Here is a 16,761-nt window from a genome sequence, read left to right on the forward strand (position 1 = left end):
GCTTCGAGATGCTGGGCAACTGGTCGTTCGGCGACTACTTCAAGAAGGATGCCATCGCCTGGGCCTGGGAACTGCTGACCCAGGTCTGGAAGCTGCCGGCCGAGCGCCTGTTGGTCACCGTCTACCAGGCCGACGACGAGGCCTACACGCTGTGGCGTGACATGGTCGGCATCCCGAAAGAGCGGATCGGCCGTGTGCTTTCTCCCCTCAGATGGGAGAAGAACCAAAAAAAAGCCTCGCATCGCTGCGAGGCTTGCAAAACTTGGCGCCCGAAGTTGGACTCGAACCAACGACCCCCTGATTAACAGTCAAGTGCTCTAACCGGCTGAGCTATTCGGGCGGGGTGCGCATTGTAGCCCGTTTTCCGCAGGATGTAACCCGTTTGGCGAAGATTCCTTCGGCCGCGCGGTCAGGCCCGATGATACGGATGGTTGGCCAGCATCGCCGCGGCGCGGTACAGCTGCTCGGCCACCACCAGCCGCACCAGCATGTGCGGCAGCGTCAACGGACCGATCGACCATTTTTCATCGGCCAGGGCCGACACCTCCGGCGAATGCCCTTCCGGGCCGCCGATCAGGAAGGCCAGGTCCCTGCCCTGCCCGCGCCAGTGTTCCAGCCGCTGCGCCAACTGTTCCGAACTGAGCTGGCGGCCGGGCACATCCAGCGCCACCACGTAGGCGTTCTTCGGCAGGGCGGCAATCACCCGGCGGCCTTCGTCCTCGGTGGCGCGGCGCGCATCGCGGCCCTTGCCACGCAGGCCCGGCTCGATTTCCACCAGCTCGAACGGCAGCCAATGCGACAGCCGCTTCTGGTACTCGGCAAATCCCTGCGCCACCCACGACGGGGCGCGCTCACCGGTGGCGATCAACCTGGCCTTCATCTGCACTCTCCCGGCATCGGGCACGATGCCGTTGAAATGACAACGGCGCCATCGGCGCCGTCATCGTGACCTGCAACGCCGCCGCTCAGCGCGCGTTGTGGTGGTACTCGTCGTCATCGGCGTCGTCGAGCAGGCTCGGCGGCTGGTCGCCAACGGTCCACAGGCGCTCCAGCGCGTAGAACTCGCGCACGCGCGGCAGCATCACATGCACCACCACGTCACCCAGATCGACCAGCACCCATTCGGCTTCGCGCTCGCCTTCCACGCCCAGCGGCATCACGCCCAGCTGCTTGGCGAACTTGACCACTTCATCGGCGATCGACTTCACATGGCGGCTGGAGGTGCCCGAGGCGATCACCATGTAATCGGCGACGCTGGACTTGCCGATCACGTCGATCTCGACGAGATCCTTGGCCTTCAGTTCTTCGGTGGCCTTGCGCACGCACTCCAGCAGCTGCGTGACGGAGGGCGCCGGGTTCGGCATTTGGACCTTGATGGTCTGGGGCTGGGCTTGGTTGCTCAAAGCGGGTGAACTCGATAAATGTGGGGCTGATTATACGGGCCCGGGGGCCTGCGCGTATTCACGGGCCGGCCGCGCCGTACAGGCCGTGGTCGGCGATGTAGTCGGCCACCGGTTCGGGCAGCAGGGCCCGCCACGGGCCGCCGATGGCGATCTGCTGGCGGACCTGGCTGGCCGATTCGCCGCGCAGCGGGGCCTGCAGGCGCAGCAGGCGGCCGGCCGGGGTGCCCAGCAGTTCGCGCTCGTGGCTGGCCCAGCGGCCCTGCAGGGCGGCGGCCAGTTCCGGCGGAAGGTCCTGTTCCAGCGAGCTGCCCGGGCGGGCGGCGACAATGAAATGGGCCAGCCCGAACAGGGCCTCCCATTCATGCCAGCCGGGCAGGCCGAGCAGGCTGTCGGCCCCGACCAGCCACGCCAATGGCTGGTGCGGGCCCAGTTCGGCGCGCAGTTCGCGCAGGGTATCCACGCTGTAGGACGGCACCCCGGGCTGGCGCCGGGCGCGCTCCAGTTCACGGCGGTCCAGCAACAGGCCGGGCTCCTCGCCGATGGCCAGGGCCAGCATCTGCGCGCGCTGTTCGGCGTTGGCGCCGGGTGCCGGGCGGTGCGGCGGATCGGCGGCGGGCAGCAGCCGCACGGCCACCTGCAGGTGGTCGCGCGCGGCGCGCGCGATCGCCAGATGGCCGCAATGCACCGGGTCGAAGGTGCCGCCGTAATGGATGCGCAGGCCCATATCGCTCAGGCGCGGGCCAGCAGGCGCACCGCACGGGCTTCGGCCACCGCCACCAGCAGCCGCTCCAGGCCCAGCCAGGGGTCGCCATCGGCACGGCCCTTGGCCATGCGGTCGACCAGGCCGGCTTCGGCCACGAAACGCTCCCAGCGCTTGGGTTCGGGATGGCGCTGCAGGGCGCGCTTGAACGGCGCCTGGCGCGATTCCCAGATGCCGCGGCTCTTCATCTCCGCGCCGAGATTGCCGCCACGCGCCTGGATCCGCGCCAGCGCGGCGGTGGACAGCAGCTCGCGGATCACCATCGGCATCAACGCCGCCACCGCCTCGCCCTCGCCGCGCAGGCCGGCCAGCATGCGCAGCACCGCCACCGGCTGCCCGGAGAAGGTGGCCTCCAGCAGCCGGAACACGTCATAGCGGGCAGCGTCGGCCACCAGCGATTCCATGGTGTCCACATCCAGGGTCTGGCCGCTGGCCAGCAGCGCCAGTTTGTCGATTTCCTGTGCGGCGGCCAGCAGGTTGCCTTCCACCCGCTCGGCCAGCCGCTGCACCGCGGCCGGGTCGGCGCGCAGGCCCTGCGTGCGCAGGCGGCGCTCGATCCAGTCCGGCAGTTCGTGCGGCTTGATCGCCCAGGCCACCGACAGCACGCCGACCCGGTTGACCGCCTCGGCCCACTTGCCCTGGTGGGCCTTGCTCCATTCGTTGCAGGTGATCAGCAGGATCACATCCGGCGCGGGGTCGGCGCAGAACTGGCTGATCACCTCGGCGCCGTCCTTGCCCGGCTTGCCGCTGGGCAGGCGCAGTTCCATCAGCCGGCGCGGGCTGAACAGGCTGGGCGCGTTGAAACTGGCCTGGACCTGGTTCCAGTCGAAATCGCGGCCGTCGGCGTCGAACACTTCGCGCTCGTCGATGCCGTCGGCGCGGGCCCGGGCGCGCACCGCATCGGCCGCTTCCAGTACGCGCAGGGTCTCCGGGCCGGCAATCAGGTACACCGGGGACAGGGCCTGGCTGGCCGGCTGGCTGGCAAGTTGTTCGGGTCGCAGTTCCATCCTGGCGCGCCGGTCCGCGGACGGAGCGGTCAGTGCCCCTGCGGCTTGGTCGCCGGCGGTTCGGCCGGCGTCACCGCCGGCACCTCCGGGGTGGCCGGCACGGCGGTGCCGGCCTTGGCCGGAATCCGCCCATGCTCCATTTCCGCACGCACCACGCTGTCGATGCGGCGCATGATCGAGGCGGACATTTCCCGGCGCAGTTCGTCGGCGAGGATTTCGCGTTCGGTGGTGGTACCGGTGGCGTCGGTGGGCGGGGACACGTAGTCGCGCGACAGCTCGATCACCTGCTGGGGCACCAGTTCGCTGCCGTCTTCGCGGCGGAAGATGAAGATCACCGCATAGCGCAGGCTGTATTCCTGCGCGCGGCCCTGCGCATCGATGGCGATCGGCAGGTCGCCCCAGCGTTCGGACAGCACCTGCAGCTGCGCGGCCGGTTCGCTGCTGTCGGCCTCGGCGATCTGCGCCCCGGAGGACTGCAGGCCCCGGCGCAGCAGCTTGGCCAGTTCACTGTACGGCGCGGTGGAGACCACCTTCACCGCAGCGGTGTCGGCCGGCAGCATCAACTTGTTGCGCAGATGGAAGCCACACCCGGCAAGGGTCGCGGTCAGGACGAGGGCAAGCAGGAATCGGGTCATGGGCACAGTCTGGGGGAGCCGGGCGGGCGCGGCAACAGGCATAGAAGATGCCCGATGCCGCGTGAACGTAACACGTAGAGCGGGGCTCTGCCCCGCTTTAAAGCAGCCGGGTAGAACCCGGCTCTACGCCGTCAGGCGGCCACGATGTTCACGATCTTGCCGGGCACGATGATGATCTTGCGCACGGTCAGGCCGTCCAGGAACCTGGCCGCGTTCGGCTCGGCCAGGCCCAACGCCTCGATCTGATCGCGCGGCGCATCGGCGGCCACCTCGATGGTGCCGCGCAGCTTGCCGTTGACCTGTACCGCCAGGGTCACCGCATCGCGCACCAGCGCGGTGGGGTCCACCTGCGGGAACGGCTGGTCTTCCAGCAGCGTCTCGGCGTTGCCCAGCAGCTGCCACAGCGCATGGCTGGCATGCGGGGTGATCGGGTTGAGCAGCAGCACGGTGGCCTGCAGGGCTTCCTGGCGCACCGCGCGGCCCTGCGGGCTGGCATCGTCGAACTTGGCCAGCGCGTTCATCAGCTCCATCACCGCGGCAATGGCGGTATTGAAGCTGTGGCGGCGGCCATAGTCGTCGCCGACCTTGCCGATGGTTTCATGGGTCTTGCGGCGCAGCGCCTTCTGCGCGGTGTCCAGCGCGGCCACGTCCAGCGCCACCACGGCACCGTCGGCGGCGTGTTTTTCCACCTGGGTCCACAACCGGCGCAGGAACCGCGCCATGCCGTCGACACCGGCCTCATTCCACTCCAGCGACTGCTCCGGCGGCGCGGCGAACATCGAGAACAGGCGCACGGTGTCGGCACCGTACTTGCCCACCATCGCCTGCGGATCCACGCCGTTGTTCTTGGACTTGGACATCTTCTCGGTGCCGCCGATCACCACCGGCAGGCCGTCGGCGATCAGGGTGGCGCCGACAATGCGGCCGCGCTCATCGCGCTGTACATCCACGTCGGCCGGGTTGATCCAGTCCTTGGAACCGTCCGGGTTGGCCCGGTAATAGGTCTCGGCGATCACCATGCCTTGGCACAGCAGGTTCTGCGCCGGCTCGTTGCTGTCCACCATGCGCGCATCGCGCAGCAGCTTGTGGAAGAAACGGAAGTACATCAGGTGCAGGATGGCGTGCTCGATGCCACCGATGTACTGGTCCACCGGCAGCCAGTAGTTGCCGCGCTTGTCCACCGCATCGCGGGCGCCGGGCGAGGTGTAGCGGGCGTAATACCAGCTGGACTCCATGAAGGTGTCGAAGGTGTCGGTCTCGCGCTCGGCCGCGCCGCCGCAGTCCGGGCAGGTGGTCTTGCGCCATTCCGGGTCGGCCTTGATCGGCGAACCGGTGCCGACGAAGTTGACGTTCTCCGGCAGGATCACCGGCAGCTGCTCTTCCGGTACCGGCAGGGCGCCGCACTTGGGGCAGTAGATCACCGGGATCGGGCAGCCCCAGTAGCGCTGGCGGCTCACGCCCCAGTCGCGCAGGCGGTAGTTCACCCGGCGCTGGCCCTGGGCCTTGCGCTCGAAACGCTCGGCCAATGCCTCGAAGGCGCCCTGGAAATCCAGCCCGTCAAATTCTTCGGAGTTGACCAGCTCGGTCTCGCGGGTCTTGTCGCCGTACCAGTCCTGCCAGCGGGTGGCGTCGTACGCGCTTTCTTCCTTGCGCAGCGACTTCAACGCGATCACCTGGCGGATCGGCAGGCCGTACTTGTTGGCAAATTCATTGTCGCGCTGGTCGTGGCCGGGGACGGCCATCACCGCGCCGGTGCCGTAGCCCATCAGCACGAAGTTGGCCACCCACACCGGCACCTGGGCGCCGGTGACCGGATGGATGGCGCGCAGGCCGGTGTCCATGCCGCGCTTTTCCTGGGTTTCCAGTTCGGCCTCGGACACGCCGCCCTGCTTCATCTCGGCCAGCAGCGCGGCCAGCGCCGGGTTGGACCTGGCCGCGTGCTGGGCCAGCGGGTGCTCGCCGGCGATCGATACGAAGGTCACGCCCATCACGGTGTCCGGACGGGTAGTGAACACCCGCAGCGGGTCCAGCGCGCTGCCGTCGGCGTCGCGCACGTCGAACTGGATTTCCAGCCCTTCGGAGCGGCCGATCCAGTTGCGCTGCATGGTCTTGACCGAATCGGGCCAGCCCGGCAGTTCATCCAGGCCGTCCAGCAGTTCCTGGGCGTAATCGGTGATGCGCAGGAACCACTGCGGGATTTCGCGCTTTTCCACCAGCGCGCCCGAGCGCCAGCCGCGGCCGTCGATGACCTGTTCGTTGGCCAGTACGGTCTGGTCGACCGGGTCCCAGTTGACCACCGCGTTGCGGCGGTAGGCCAGGCCCTTGCGCATCAGCCGGGTGAACATGCGCTGCTCGTGGACGTAGTACTCCGGCGTGCAGGTGGCGAACTCGCGCGACCAGTCGATCGCATAGCCCATGGCCTTGAACTGGCTGCGCATGTGCTCGATGTTGGCGTAGGTCCACTTGGCCGGCGCGGTCTTGTTCTTGATCGCGGCATTCTCGGCCGGCAGGCCGAACGCGTCCCAGCCCATCGGCTGCAGCACGTTGTGCCCGGTCATGCGCTTGTAGCGGCTGATCACATCGCCGATGGTGTAGTTGCGCACGTGGCCCATGTGCAGCGCACCGGACGGATACGGCAGCATCGAAAGGCAGTAGAACTTCGGCTTGTCCGAAGTCTCGGTGACCTCGAAGGCACGGGTGGCGTCCCAGAACTTCTGGGCGGCCGATTCAACTTGCTGCGGATCGTAAACGTTGGGTTCGACGCTGGTCATGGAAACGCTAGTGCGGCGGCAAAGCGGGACAGCGTACCGCAGTGCGGCATGGGGCTCCAATCGACGGCAGCGCCCCCATCCATTCATCGCCTCATCCCCTTGAATTATCAGGGAATTGCCAGCCAGAGCGGAAACCGGCCGGGGTGCCGGCCGCGCGTGGCGGCGCGGCGACGACCGGCAGCAGGCCGAAAGCGACGCGGCGGCTGTGCCGGCCCCGCCCTACGCTCAGCGGCAGCGCCGGGCCAGCGGCACCGCGGCCAGCAACCACGCCACCCAGCAGGCAAACGCCAGCCGCTGCGCCAGCGGCGCCGGCAACCACGCCTGCAGCACGAACGCGGCCAGCAGCATCGCCGCGCCGCAGCCCAGGTGCAGCCATGCCAGCGCACGCGCCCCGGGCAGGCGCAGCGCGCCAGCGCCGGCCATCAACGCACCGGGCACGAAGGCCAGCACCCATACCATCCAGGCACTGGCGTGGAACTGGCTGGCCGGGCTGTCGATGTCGGTGGCATCCAGCGGCAGCAGCCCCATGGCGGCAAAGCCCAGGCCGGCCAGCATCAGCATCTGCAGGCCCACCCGCACCGCCTTGCCCGCGATGCCTACGCCGTTGCCGGCGGCCGGCGCCGGGCGGTCCATCAGGATCAGCAGGCGCAGCGCCACCGCCGCGGCCAGCGCCCCCGGCAGCACCAGGCCCAGCCAATTGAAGGCCTGCGCATGCGGCACCCCGGTGGCGCCGAGCAGGGCCACCGGGTGGCGCAGCGCGTGGTAACCCGGCAGGGCCGCACCGAAGCCCACCACCGCCGCCACGAACAGGGCCGCGGCCACCGCGCCAATGCTGCGGTCGATACGTTGCATGAAGGGCATGAGGCGCGCCTGCGTGTAAGGAAGGCGCGCATTGTCACCGGTTTGCACCGATCGCGGCCACGGGCTTGCGTCGCCGCGCAGGCGGACCCATAAACTGCGTACATCTTCAATGTTGATTCCAGACCATGAGCGAATTGCCCCACGTCTTTGACGCCACCACCGAAACCTTCGAAGCCCAGGTGCTGCAGAAGTCGCTGCAGACCCCGGTGCTGGTCGACTTCTGGGCCCCCTGGTGCGAGCCCTGCAAGACCTTGGGCCCGATGCTGGAGAAACTGGCCGGCGAATACCACGGCGCCTTCGAACTGGCCAAGGTCGACGTCGACCAGGAACAGCAGATCGCCGCGGCCTTCCAGATCCGCTCGGTGCCCACCGTGTTCCTGGTCAAGGGCGGCCAGCTGGTCGACGGCTTCCCCGGCGCGCTGCCCGAAGGCCAGTTGCGCGAGTTCCTGGCCCAGCACGGCATCGTCCCGGCCGACGCGCCGGCCCCGGCCGAAGCCGCCGATCCCGAACCGCTGGACCCGCAGGCCCAGGTGGATGTACTGCGCGCGGCGATCGTGGCCGAACCGGACAAGGACGTGCTCAAGCTCGAACTGGCCCTGGCCCTGCTGCAGACCGGCGCCAGCGCCGAGGCCAGCGCCCTGATCGACGCGCTGCCGGCCAACCTGTCCACCGATGACCGCGCCATCGCCGCCCGCGCCCGGCTGGATTTCGCCAGCGCGCTGCACGATGCCCCGGCCGCCGCCGCGCTGGACGCGCGCATCGCCGCCAATGGCGATGACCTGCAGGCGCGCCACCTGCGCGGGGTGCAGTTGCTGCTGGACGGCCACGACGAGGGCGCACTGGAGCAGTTCCTGGAGATGCTGCGCCGCGACCGCAGCTTCAACGAGGGGCTGCCGCGCAAGCTGCTGATCGACGCCTTCAAGGTGATCGGCGACGAGGACCTGGTCGGCCGCTACCGCCGCCGCATGGCCGCCCTGCTGTTCTGAGCGGCCGGCGCCGCCACGCCTGCGAGCGGACGACCGCCGGCCTCCTAGCGGATTGTGCGGTTTCTGGGCGTGATCGAGATCACGTTCAGAAACCCTGCACGGCTCCCGGGCGATAATGCCGGCGTGGCGCATTGGACGCCGCGATCCATTCGGGGGGATGTGGTCGGGGCCATCGTGGTCGCACGGCCAGGCCCCGCCCAGCAGGGCCCTGATGACCGTGAGTTCGAGCCATTTGCCGCACCGTTGTGCGCCGTATGCCCGCCTGCCGATGCTGGTGGCGCTGTTGTTGTCCGTGTTCCCCGCGCTTGCCCAGGACTGGAACTACCGGGTCCGCCCGGGCGATACCCTGTGGGATCTCGGCGCGCGTTACCTCAAACCCTCGGTGCCCTGGGAACAGCTGCAGACCCATAACCGCGTAGTCGACCCGTACCGGCTGCCGCCCGGTACCCAGCTGCGCTTCCCGGTGGCCTGGCTGCAGGTACAGCCGGCACCGGCGCGGGTACTGGCCACGCGGGGCCCGGTCCAGGTCGGCGATACCGACCAGCCTGGCCTGCGCGATGTGGCCCAGGGCGACCTGCTCAGGATCGGCCAGCACCTGGTGACCGGCGCCGATGCCAGCGTCACCATCGCCTTCGCCGACGACTCGCGGCTGCAGCTGCGCGAGAACTCGCGGCTGCGCCTGGACCAGCTCAGCCGTTACGGCCACACCGGCATGGTCGATACCCGGCTGCGCCTGGAACAGGGCCGCAGCAGCAACCGGGTCACCCCCGCCAAGGGCCCGGCCTCGCGTTACATCATCGATGCGCCCACGGCCACCAGCAGCGTGCGCGGCACCGTGTTCCGGGTCAGCGCCGGCGGCGATGGGCGCAGTGCCGCCACCGAAGTGATCGAAGGCAAGGTGCAGGTGGGCAACCGCCGCGGCCAACGCCTGGTCACCCCGGGCCACGCCACCCGCAGCGATTCGCCCGATACCGCGCCCGGCGCCATGGAAACCCTGCTGCCGGCGCCCGTGCTGGACCGCACGCAGCTGCGCCTGGACCCGCTGCCGGCGCAGCTGGCGTGGTCGCCGGTGGCCGGTGCCGACCATTACCGGGCCGAAGTGGTGCGCGCCGACCAGCCGGAAATCCTGCTGTTCGCCCAGGACACCCGCGCCACCGCGCTGAGCGTGCCCGACCTGCCGCCGGGCGAACTGCGGGTACTGGTGCGCGCGGTCAACGCGCAAGGGGTGGAAGGCCTGGATGCCGAGCGCGATTTCCTGGTCCGCGACCAGCCGCCGGCCCCGCTGACGGTGCGCCCGGTCAACCAGCAGACCATCAACAGCGCGCGCCCGCGCTTTGAATGGAGCCAGGTCGGCAGCGCCGAGACCAGCGTGCTGCAGATCGCCCACGATGCGCAGTTCCTGCAACCGGTGCTGGAGCAGGAAAGCCGCGGCACCCACCTGCGCCCGGCCCGCGACCTGCCCCCCGGCGCCTATTTCTGGCGGGTGGCCTCGCGCGATGGCAACGGCCACCGCGGCCGCTTCGGGCAACCGGTGGCGCTGACCATTAGCGACGCGCCGGTGGACCCGGCCCTGCAACCGCCGCAGGCGGCCAAGGGCCAGCTGACCCTGCGCTGGCAGGCCGGGCAAGCCGGGCAACGCTACCGTGTGCAGCTGGACCGCCGCGGCGATTTCGCCCAGCCGCTGCTGGACCGTGAACTCGACCAACCCGAGGTAACCCTCAAGCGCCCCTGGCGCGGCACCTTGCATGTGCGCGTGCAGTACATCGACGAGGACGGCTACCTCGGCCCGTTCTCGCCGGCACAGCAGGTCAAACTGCCCTGCCGCACCTGCTATGGCGCCGGCGGCGGCGCCCTGCTGCTGTGGTTGCTGCTGTGAAACCGCGGGCGCTGCCCTGGCTGCAGCGGATCGCGGTGGCGCTGCTGTTCGGCGCACTTGCCGCGGCGGCCAGCCACTGGCACTGGTTCTGGCAGCAGGACGAGGCGGTCTACGACGCCTATGTCGGCCGCTGGGACTACCCACCCGATCCGCGCCTGCTGATCGTGGCCATCGACGACAACAGCCTGCAGCAGATCGGCCAATGGCCGTGGCCGCGCTCCACCCACGCACGCCTGCTCGACCGCCTCACCCAGGCCGGCAGCACCCGGGTAGTGCTGGACCTGATGCTGTCCGAGCCGGACCGCCAGGACAACGCCCAGGATGCCGAGCTGGCCGCCGCGATCCGGCGCAACGGGCACGTGGTGCTGCCGGTGCTGGCCGCGCCGGCCAGCGGCCCGCGCATGGCCGAGGAACTGCTGCCGATCCCGCTGATCACCGCCAACGCGGCCACCCTGGGCCACAGCGATGTCGAAGTGGATGCCGATGGGGTGGCGCGCGGGCTCTACCTCACCGCCGGGATCGGCTCACCGCACTGGCCGGCCCTGGGCCTGGCGCTGGCCGACCGCCACGGCCCGATGCCCGGCCTGCGCGACCCGCAGCCGGACCAGGCCTCGCCCTACCAGTGGCGGCGCGACCACTATGTGCGGGTGCGCTATGCCGGGCCGCCGGAACGCTTCCCGCAGGTGTCCTATGTGGACGTGCTCGACGGCAAGGTCGATGCGGCGATGCTGCGTGGGCGGCTGGTGCTGGTGGGCATGACCGCCAGTGGCATCGCGCCACGGCTGCTGACCCCGACCAGCCGCGAACGCTGGATGAGCGGCAGCGAGTACCAGGCCAACGTGGCCTCGATGCTGCTCGGCGACAAGGTCATCACCCTGCTGCCGACCTATTGGCAGGACCTGCTGAGCGGAGTGCTGGTAGCGCTGTGCTGCCTGGGCCTGACCCTGCCGCGGGCGGCGGCCAGCGCCCTGCTGGCACTGCCATTGACCCTGCTGCTGAGTTTCGTGCTGCTGCGCGCCGGCAACCTGTGGTTCGCCCCGGCCGCGGCGCTGACCGCGATGCTGGCGGCGATCCTGGCCTGGGTGCTGTGCCGGATCAGCGCATGGCGCCGGCAGGCCAACAGCGATGCGCTGACCGGGCTGGGCAACCGGCTGCGCTTCGAACAGGCGCTGCAGCAGGAACACGACGCCGGCCGCCGCAGTGGCCGCCCGCTGAGCCTGGTGTTGATCGACGTCGACCACTTCAAGCACCACAACGACATCTACGGCCACCACGCCGGCGACAACGTATTGCGCCAGATCGCCAGCGCCATCGGCGCGCACGCGCGCCGCCCACGCGACATGGCCGCGCGTTTTGGCGGCGACGAATTCGCGCTGATCCTGCCCGACACCGCCGCCGATGGCGCGGCACTGGTGGTCGAAGACCTGCTCGCCTGCGCGCGCGGCATGGAGGTTCCCGCCAGCCCCGGCGATACCACCCGGATCACCCTGACCGTGGGGGTGTTCACCCGCGTGCCCGGCGCGCATACCGAGCCGCACCATTTCTTCGAAGGTGCCGACGCCGCGCTGTACCGCGCCAAGGCAGCCGGCCGCAACGGCTACGTCACCGACGATGGTGCCGACGCGGGCTAGGGATGACGCCGTCGCATCGCCGGCGGCCGCCATCTACCAGCACGACATCGCCCGTTGGTAACCGGCCAGTCCATCGGACACCGGCCGGGTGACGGTATCCAGCCGCGTCATCAGCACCGTGTCGTGCCCCTGCTCGGACTGGGACTGGATCAGATAGCGCCCCGTTGGCAACATCAACTCAACCTTGGCAGTCCCAGCAGCCACCAGCACCTGGTCGACCGCTGTCGAACCGGCAGGTTCGTCAGCTGCCACTGCACGGACCAGGCGACGCTGGTCACCGGCCGGCAACGCAATGACGTACGGCAACCGGTATCCGCACATGTAGAGCCAGGCAGGCCGGGCGGTAACCGACGCCAGCGCTGGATGGAAGACCACCATATCCACCCCGTCGCGCGTGGCATAATCACCACCGTTCAGCCGAACGGCCGCAACGTAATTGGGTAGCAGGGGCCGCAGCGATCGGTACAGGGGCGTCTCTCTGGCCGGTGCCGGGTGTGGGAGCCCCGCGTTCTGGTCCACCGTCAACGGGTCCAGTCCACCGAGCCGACGCAACCACGCGCCCATCCACTCGCGTCCCCGGGCGTCGACCGTTTCGCGCAGATGGCTACCGCCGGAAAAGATGAACACACGTGCATCGGGATCGGCGACCAGCAGGTCGACAATATTGCGTGCCTGTGCCCACTCACGGGCGGACGGGCCACTATCGGCGGGCGCATGCAGCGCCTGATCCTCGCGCTGCTCATAAGGAAACAGGACATAGCCGATGCGCTGTGCATAGCGCACAAGATCGGCAAACACCGGATCGGCGGTGTACACGCCGGTGGCCGCATCCGGCGCGCCATCGCGCATGCTTCCTGCAACCCCGTCGGTGAAGGTTTCCGCCCCGAAATGGGTGTACCCCAGCCCGCGCAGCCGGGCTGCCAGCGCCAACGCAAACGCGCGTTGACGTGAATCGGCATGGGACTCATTGAGAATGACCACACGCCGAGTACGGGCCAGGGCGGCGATCGCGTCCACGGCACGCTCCATCACCGCCCGCGGGGGCGGCGGCATGTCCACCACCTTCTGTGGATATGCCTGGGCCATCAGCCGCTCCGCGCCAGACTCGTCACCCGCGATGGCCAACAGCTGGGCCAACTCCGACGGTCCGATACGGCCCAGTGCGTGCATACGCTCGGCCTCGACCAGCGCCGGGAGCACCCTCCCCTCACCTGCCCGCTGCCAGAGAACATGCAACGGGGTGAACGACTCCGCCAACGGCCCCTGGTACGCCGAGGAAGCCACCGCCCCGGCAAGCAACGCGGCCGCCACCGCACACCGCCACAACGTCGGGCGCTTCATGATGCCCGCTCCCTCTCCGCAGCGTCGCCAGCCACCGCGACACGATCGAAACGAGCATGCTCCGCTGCGGATGCGATCGCTGCCATGCGCGACAGCCACTCACCTGCGAACGCGTCGGCGATCGCGCCTGCGCAGATATCGTCCAGCCACGCCCATGCACCATCCTGGTTGCACTCCAGGAACCAGCAACGGCCTTCTGTATCCACGATGAGGTCCAGGCTGCCGGTTACCAGCGACATGCCCCGCATGAACGCCAGTATCCTGGCCCGCAGGTCATCGGACACTTCGCACTGGGAAAACATGCCCATCCTGGCTCGCTTTCGCCAATCAACCCGGGTAGGTGCCGAGCCCTGCGAATCGACCTTGAAGGGCATGACCACCTGACCGATGACCACAACGCGGAGTTCGTAAGCCTTGGTGATTTCCCGCTGCATGAAGTGAGGGCAGCAGGAAATTTCGTCCTCCCGTGCCGCATGCAGTTCATCAACCGCTACGCGCATCGTCATCACATTGTATGGACTGGCTTCGCCTTCTGCGGCCGTACTGATCTTGCTACCGGACAGTGACTTCATCACCACGGCGCCGTCAGTCTCGCCATGGAATTCGACCAGACAGGCTTTGTCTGTCGAAACGATCGTCGGCGGCACCAGGAACCCGCATTCCCCTGCGACCCGCTGCTGGAAGGGCTTGATCCTACACATTCTGCCCTCCAGCGGATTGACTACATCACAGCGATTGAGGCCCGCCAAAAGCGTGTAAAGGGCGCGCCATTCATGCGCGCAGTAGCCGCTGAAGGCGGCACTCCCCCTTATGTACAACGCCGTGCCTGGAATGATCTTGGCCCGGTCCCATATCAGATACCGGTCGGGCAAGCGGGTCTGATCAAGATAAAGAATCGGAACTCCGCCGCTGTCGGCAACCAAGGTGACGCAGGCCGGTTCCAGGTAGTCCAGTACGAATACCGACGCCCCCTTGGCCCTGATCCTGGCAACCACCCGCGCAACATGCGGGTCCTCCAGCGTGCCCAGCACAACCAGCGGGCACAGCGTCCGCGCATCCTCACTGTCCATCGCACCTGCCTCGACGCAGGGGATGGAGGCCTGGCGGCCTCCATCCCGGGCTACTCAGTTTTCGTCGCAACCATCGTCGTTGGATCCACCCGGCCCGACGGTGGTCGTCGACATTTTGGGGATATCGTCCGGCGAGGGGCATTGCGACACGCCCCCGCTGACCCTCTCCAGCTCGGCCGCCTGCAGTTGACGCAGGGCGGCACGATCCCTTTCGTGTTGTTGAAGAACAAACGGAATCATCGTCACACTCCTCGAAAATTCGACAGGGCGCAGTACCCCGCGCCACCGCTTTCAAGACTATTCTGGCAACAGGCATCGCCGACCAAAGCTTCCGAGTGCGACAACATGCTGTCACCGGTATGGTCAACCCTTCACTGGCCGACGATGTTTTTATCGAACGCAGCGGCCTGCGTGTCAAGGTCATTATTGGTTGCCACGGCAAGCCTTGTTTGCACTCCTCTGTCGCCGCCTCGGCAGGCACACGTCCGCCGTGCGGCGGCGGGCAAGACAGGTCATGGGCATGGGGAAAATCGGGATTCCCGCACGGATACGCAGCGCACGCATCCAGGCCGCACTCTCCCAGCGCAGCCTGGCCGAACGGCTACGGGTCAGCCGGGGCGCGGTGGCCAACTGGGAGTGCACCAGCGCGGCATTGCCCGCGATGCAGCACCTGCAAGCCATTGCAGTCATCACGGGGGTATCGTTTGAGTGGCTTGCTACCGGGCGCGGCCCGATGGCGTCCCCGCCCCCAGACGGATCATGCGCTGTCGGCGAAGACGAATGGCATCTGATTGCTGCGTTTCGCACGCTCCCCAAACCACTGCGCGAACAAATCCTGAGCGTGATCGCGCCGCTGGCCGGACAGCCTTGGCCGCCACCGTGAATGCCGCAACCATACGCACGCGAATGTTAGACTCATTCCCTCCTCCCAGCGTGATCCGCCCCGATGAACGCCAGCCTGTTCCGCCACGGCATCAACCTGTGGCCGCCCTTCCTGTTCGCCGGCATCCACGTCACCGAGGTCAGCCCGGACTACCGCCGCGTGCGCGTGGAACTGCGCATGCGCCCTTGGAACCGCAACTACGTGGGCACCCATTTCGGCGGCAGCCTGTTCGCCATGACCGACCCGTTCTGGATGCTGACCGTGATGCAGAACCTGGGCCGCGACTACTACGTGTGGGACCGTGCCGGCGAGATCGAATTCCTCAAGCCCGGCCGCGGCACCGTATCGGCCGAATTCCGCCTGGACGACGTGCTGCTGGACCAGCTGCGCGCGGCCACCGCCAGCGGCGAGAAGTACCTGCACTGGTTCAGCAACGACATCGTCGATGCCCAAGGCGAGGTGGTCGCCCGCGTGCGCAAGCAGGTGTACCTGCGCCTCAAGCCCGACGCGCGCCAGCCCGCTGCCTGACCGGCCGCCGGCAGGGTCGGTTCCCGATCGACCGCCGTTGCCCCCCCACATTCGGTGGCGCCATGGCCGCCATCGGGCAGCGCGCTCCCCCGCCGCAGGTCATGCGTGCAATGGTCCGGCGGGATCCACCTGCAGTCGTTCGGGAACCGACCCTACCAACCCGACATCGGCACACCGCCTGCTGGTCCTTGCCCGTAACTGCCCGGGCCTGCGCCACAACCGCCCCCCAACGCCGCACCCGCGACGGCCGGCGGTGCGCTAAACCGGGCGGCGGCCCCGCTACAATGCGCCGATGTCGCCCCAAGCCCCCCAACTCGTTCCGCGTCCCTCCCTGCAGCGCCTGTTCCTGACCGGCCTGCTGACCCTGCTGCCGATCTGGCTGACCTGGGTGGTGGTCAAATTCGTGTTCGTGCTGCTGTCGGGCATTTCCAGCCCGGTGGTGGTGCCGCTGTCGGAACAGATCGCCGCCTCGTTCCCGCACTACCTGGGCTGGGTCAAGGTCGAGTGGATGCAGAACCTGATCGGCCTGGCCGCGACCCTGCTGGTGATCCTCAGCGTGGGCGTGCTCAGCCGCCGGGTGATCGGCCAGCGCCTGCTGCGCTGGTTCGGTGCGGTGATCAAGCGCATCCCGCTGGCCAGCACCATCTACGAAAGCGCCAAGAAACTGCTGGACATGCTGCAGACCGAGCCGGGCAGCACCCAGCGCGTGGTGCTGATCGACTTCCCGCACCGCGAGATGAAATCGGTCGGGCTGGTCACCCGGGTGATCCGCGAACAGGGCACCAACCGCGAATTGGCCGCCGTCTACGTGCCCACCACGCCCAACCCGACCTCGGGCTACCTGGAAATCGTGCCGGTGGAACTGCTGACCCCCACCGACTGGACCGTCGACCAGGCCATGAGCTTCATCATCTCCGGTGGCGCGGTCGCCCCGGACAGCATGCCGTTCACCCGCGCCGGCGAACGCTGAACCCGCCGGCCGCGCAACCGGCGTTGCGATCACGCCCCC

General features: G+C 68.5%; 16 protein-coding genes, 1 tRNA gene and 1 pseudogene. 7 read left to right on the plus strand and 11 right to left on the minus strand.

The window, feature by feature from the left end; genetic code table 11:
* Positions 1-2: 2 nt before the first annotated feature.
* Positions 3-197: pseudogene (locus IC535_RS03005) on the plus strand (alanine--tRNA ligase-related protein); the annotation flags it as partial.
* A gap of 66 nt (positions 198-263) precedes the next feature.
* Here the strand turns inward: IC535_RS03005 and IC535_RS03010 are convergent.
* The 8 genes from IC535_RS03010 to IC535_RS03045 form a co-directional block, all read right to left on the minus strand.
* Positions 264-340: transfer RNA gene (locus IC535_RS03010), tRNA-Asn, on the minus strand.
* 69 nt (positions 341-409) lie between these two features.
* Positions 410-880: a 23S rRNA (pseudouridine(1915)-N(3))-methyltransferase RlmH gene (gene rlmH, locus IC535_RS03015; RefSeq protein ID WP_228884307.1), complete on the minus strand. Its 471-nt coding sequence runs from the start codon at positions 878-880 to the stop codon at positions 410-412.
* A gap of 85 nt (positions 881-965) precedes the next feature.
* Positions 966-1,364: a ribosome silencing factor gene (gene rsfS, locus IC535_RS03020; RefSeq protein WP_228884508.1), complete on the minus strand. Its 399-nt coding sequence runs from the start codon at positions 1,362-1,364 to the stop codon at positions 966-968.
* Between the two features lie 97 nt (positions 1,365-1,461).
* Positions 1,462-2,127, minus strand: coding sequence for a nicotinate-nucleotide adenylyltransferase (nadD, locus tag IC535_RS03025; protein WP_228884306.1), 666 nt, complete (start codon positions 2,125-2,127; stop codon positions 1,462-1,464).
* A 5-nt stretch (positions 2,128-2,132) separates the two neighbouring features.
* Positions 2,133-3,170 (minus strand): DNA polymerase III subunit delta, encoded by a 1,038-nt coding sequence (holA, locus tag IC535_RS03030; RefSeq protein WP_228884305.1) that lies wholly within the window; start codon positions 3,168-3,170, stop codon positions 2,133-2,135.
* Positions 3,171-3,199: 29 nt separating this feature from the next.
* The gene (gene lptE / locus IC535_RS03035) at positions 3,200-3,805 is read right to left on the minus strand and encodes an LPS assembly lipoprotein LptE (protein ID WP_228884304.1); all 606 of its coding nucleotides are present in this window, start codon (positions 3,803-3,805) and stop codon (positions 3,200-3,202) included.
* Positions 3,806-3,936: 131 nt separating this feature from the next.
* Complete coding sequence (gene leuS / locus IC535_RS03040; RefSeq protein ID WP_228884303.1) at positions 3,937-6,576, minus strand: leucine--tRNA ligase; 2,640 nt, start codon at positions 6,574-6,576, stop codon at positions 3,937-3,939.
* Between the two features lie 225 nt (positions 6,577-6,801).
* Positions 6,802-7,437: a DUF998 domain-containing protein gene (locus IC535_RS03045; protein WP_228884302.1), complete on the minus strand. Its 636-nt coding sequence runs from the start codon at positions 7,435-7,437 to the stop codon at positions 6,802-6,804.
* Between the two features lie 125 nt (positions 7,438-7,562).
* On the opposite strand from IC535_RS03045, the gene trxA reads away from it, so the two are divergent.
* The 3 genes from trxA to IC535_RS03060 all read left to right on the plus strand — a co-directional run bounded on the left by trxA (position 7,563) and on the right by IC535_RS03060 (position 11,930).
* Entirely contained in the window at positions 7,563-8,423 is an 861-nt protein-coding gene (gene trxA / locus IC535_RS03050) for a thioredoxin (protein WP_228884301.1), read from the plus strand.
* A 211-nt stretch (positions 8,424-8,634) separates the two neighbouring features.
* Complete coding sequence (locus tag IC535_RS03055; protein ID WP_228884300.1) at positions 8,635-10,299, plus strand: FecR domain-containing protein; 1,665 nt, start codon at positions 8,635-8,637, stop codon at positions 10,297-10,299.
* The gene (locus tag IC535_RS03060) at positions 10,296-11,930 is read left to right on the plus strand and encodes a CHASE2 domain-containing protein (protein WP_228884299.1); all 1,635 of its coding nucleotides are present in this window, start codon (positions 10,296-10,298) and stop codon (positions 11,928-11,930) included. Before IC535_RS03055 ends, IC535_RS03060 begins: the two co-directional genes overlap by 4 nt.
* A gap of 33 nt (positions 11,931-11,963) precedes the next feature.
* On the opposite strand, the gene IC535_RS03065 is transcribed toward IC535_RS03060, so the two are convergent.
* Genes IC535_RS03065 through IC535_RS03075 form a run of 3 tightly spaced genes read right to left on the minus strand, consistent with a single transcriptional unit; the run spans position 11,964 to position 14,581 of the window.
* On the minus strand, positions 11,964-13,271 hold the full coding sequence (locus tag IC535_RS03065) for a hypothetical protein (protein WP_228884298.1): 1,308 nt from the start codon (positions 13,269-13,271) through the stop codon (positions 11,964-11,966).
* Positions 13,268-14,341, minus strand: a complete 1,074-nt coding sequence (locus IC535_RS03070) for a hypothetical protein (RefSeq protein ID WP_228884297.1) — start codon at positions 14,339-14,341, stop codon at positions 13,268-13,270. Before IC535_RS03070 ends, IC535_RS03065 begins: the two co-directional genes overlap by 4 nt.
* Positions 14,342-14,395: 54 nt before the next feature.
* Positions 14,396-14,581, minus strand: coding sequence for a hypothetical protein (locus IC535_RS03075; RefSeq protein ID WP_228884296.1), 186 nt, complete (start codon positions 14,579-14,581; stop codon positions 14,396-14,398).
* Positions 14,582-14,855: 274 nt separating this feature from the next.
* On the opposite strand from IC535_RS03075, the gene IC535_RS03080 reads away from it, so the two are divergent.
* The 3 genes from IC535_RS03080 to IC535_RS03090 all read left to right on the plus strand — a co-directional run bounded on the left by IC535_RS03080 (position 14,856) and on the right by IC535_RS03090 (position 16,722).
* The gene (locus IC535_RS03080) at positions 14,856-15,224 is read left to right on the plus strand and encodes a helix-turn-helix domain-containing protein (RefSeq protein ID WP_228884295.1); all 369 of its coding nucleotides are present in this window, start codon (positions 14,856-14,858) and stop codon (positions 15,222-15,224) included.
* A 63-nt stretch (positions 15,225-15,287) separates the two neighbouring features.
* Positions 15,288-15,752: a DUF4442 domain-containing protein gene (locus IC535_RS03085; protein WP_228884294.1), complete on the plus strand. Its 465-nt coding sequence runs from the start codon at positions 15,288-15,290 to the stop codon at positions 15,750-15,752.
* A 292-nt stretch (positions 15,753-16,044) separates the two neighbouring features.
* On the plus strand, positions 16,045-16,722 hold the full coding sequence (locus IC535_RS03090; RefSeq protein ID WP_228884293.1) for a DUF502 domain-containing protein: 678 nt from the start codon (positions 16,045-16,047) through the stop codon (positions 16,720-16,722).
* The last annotated feature ends 39 nt before the right edge of the window (positions 16,723-16,761 follow it).

The organism is Stenotrophomonas rhizophila (genome assembly GCF_020857975.1).
Classification (GTDB): Bacteria; Pseudomonadota; Gammaproteobacteria; order Xanthomonadales; family Xanthomonadaceae; genus Stenotrophomonas; species Stenotrophomonas rhizophila_C.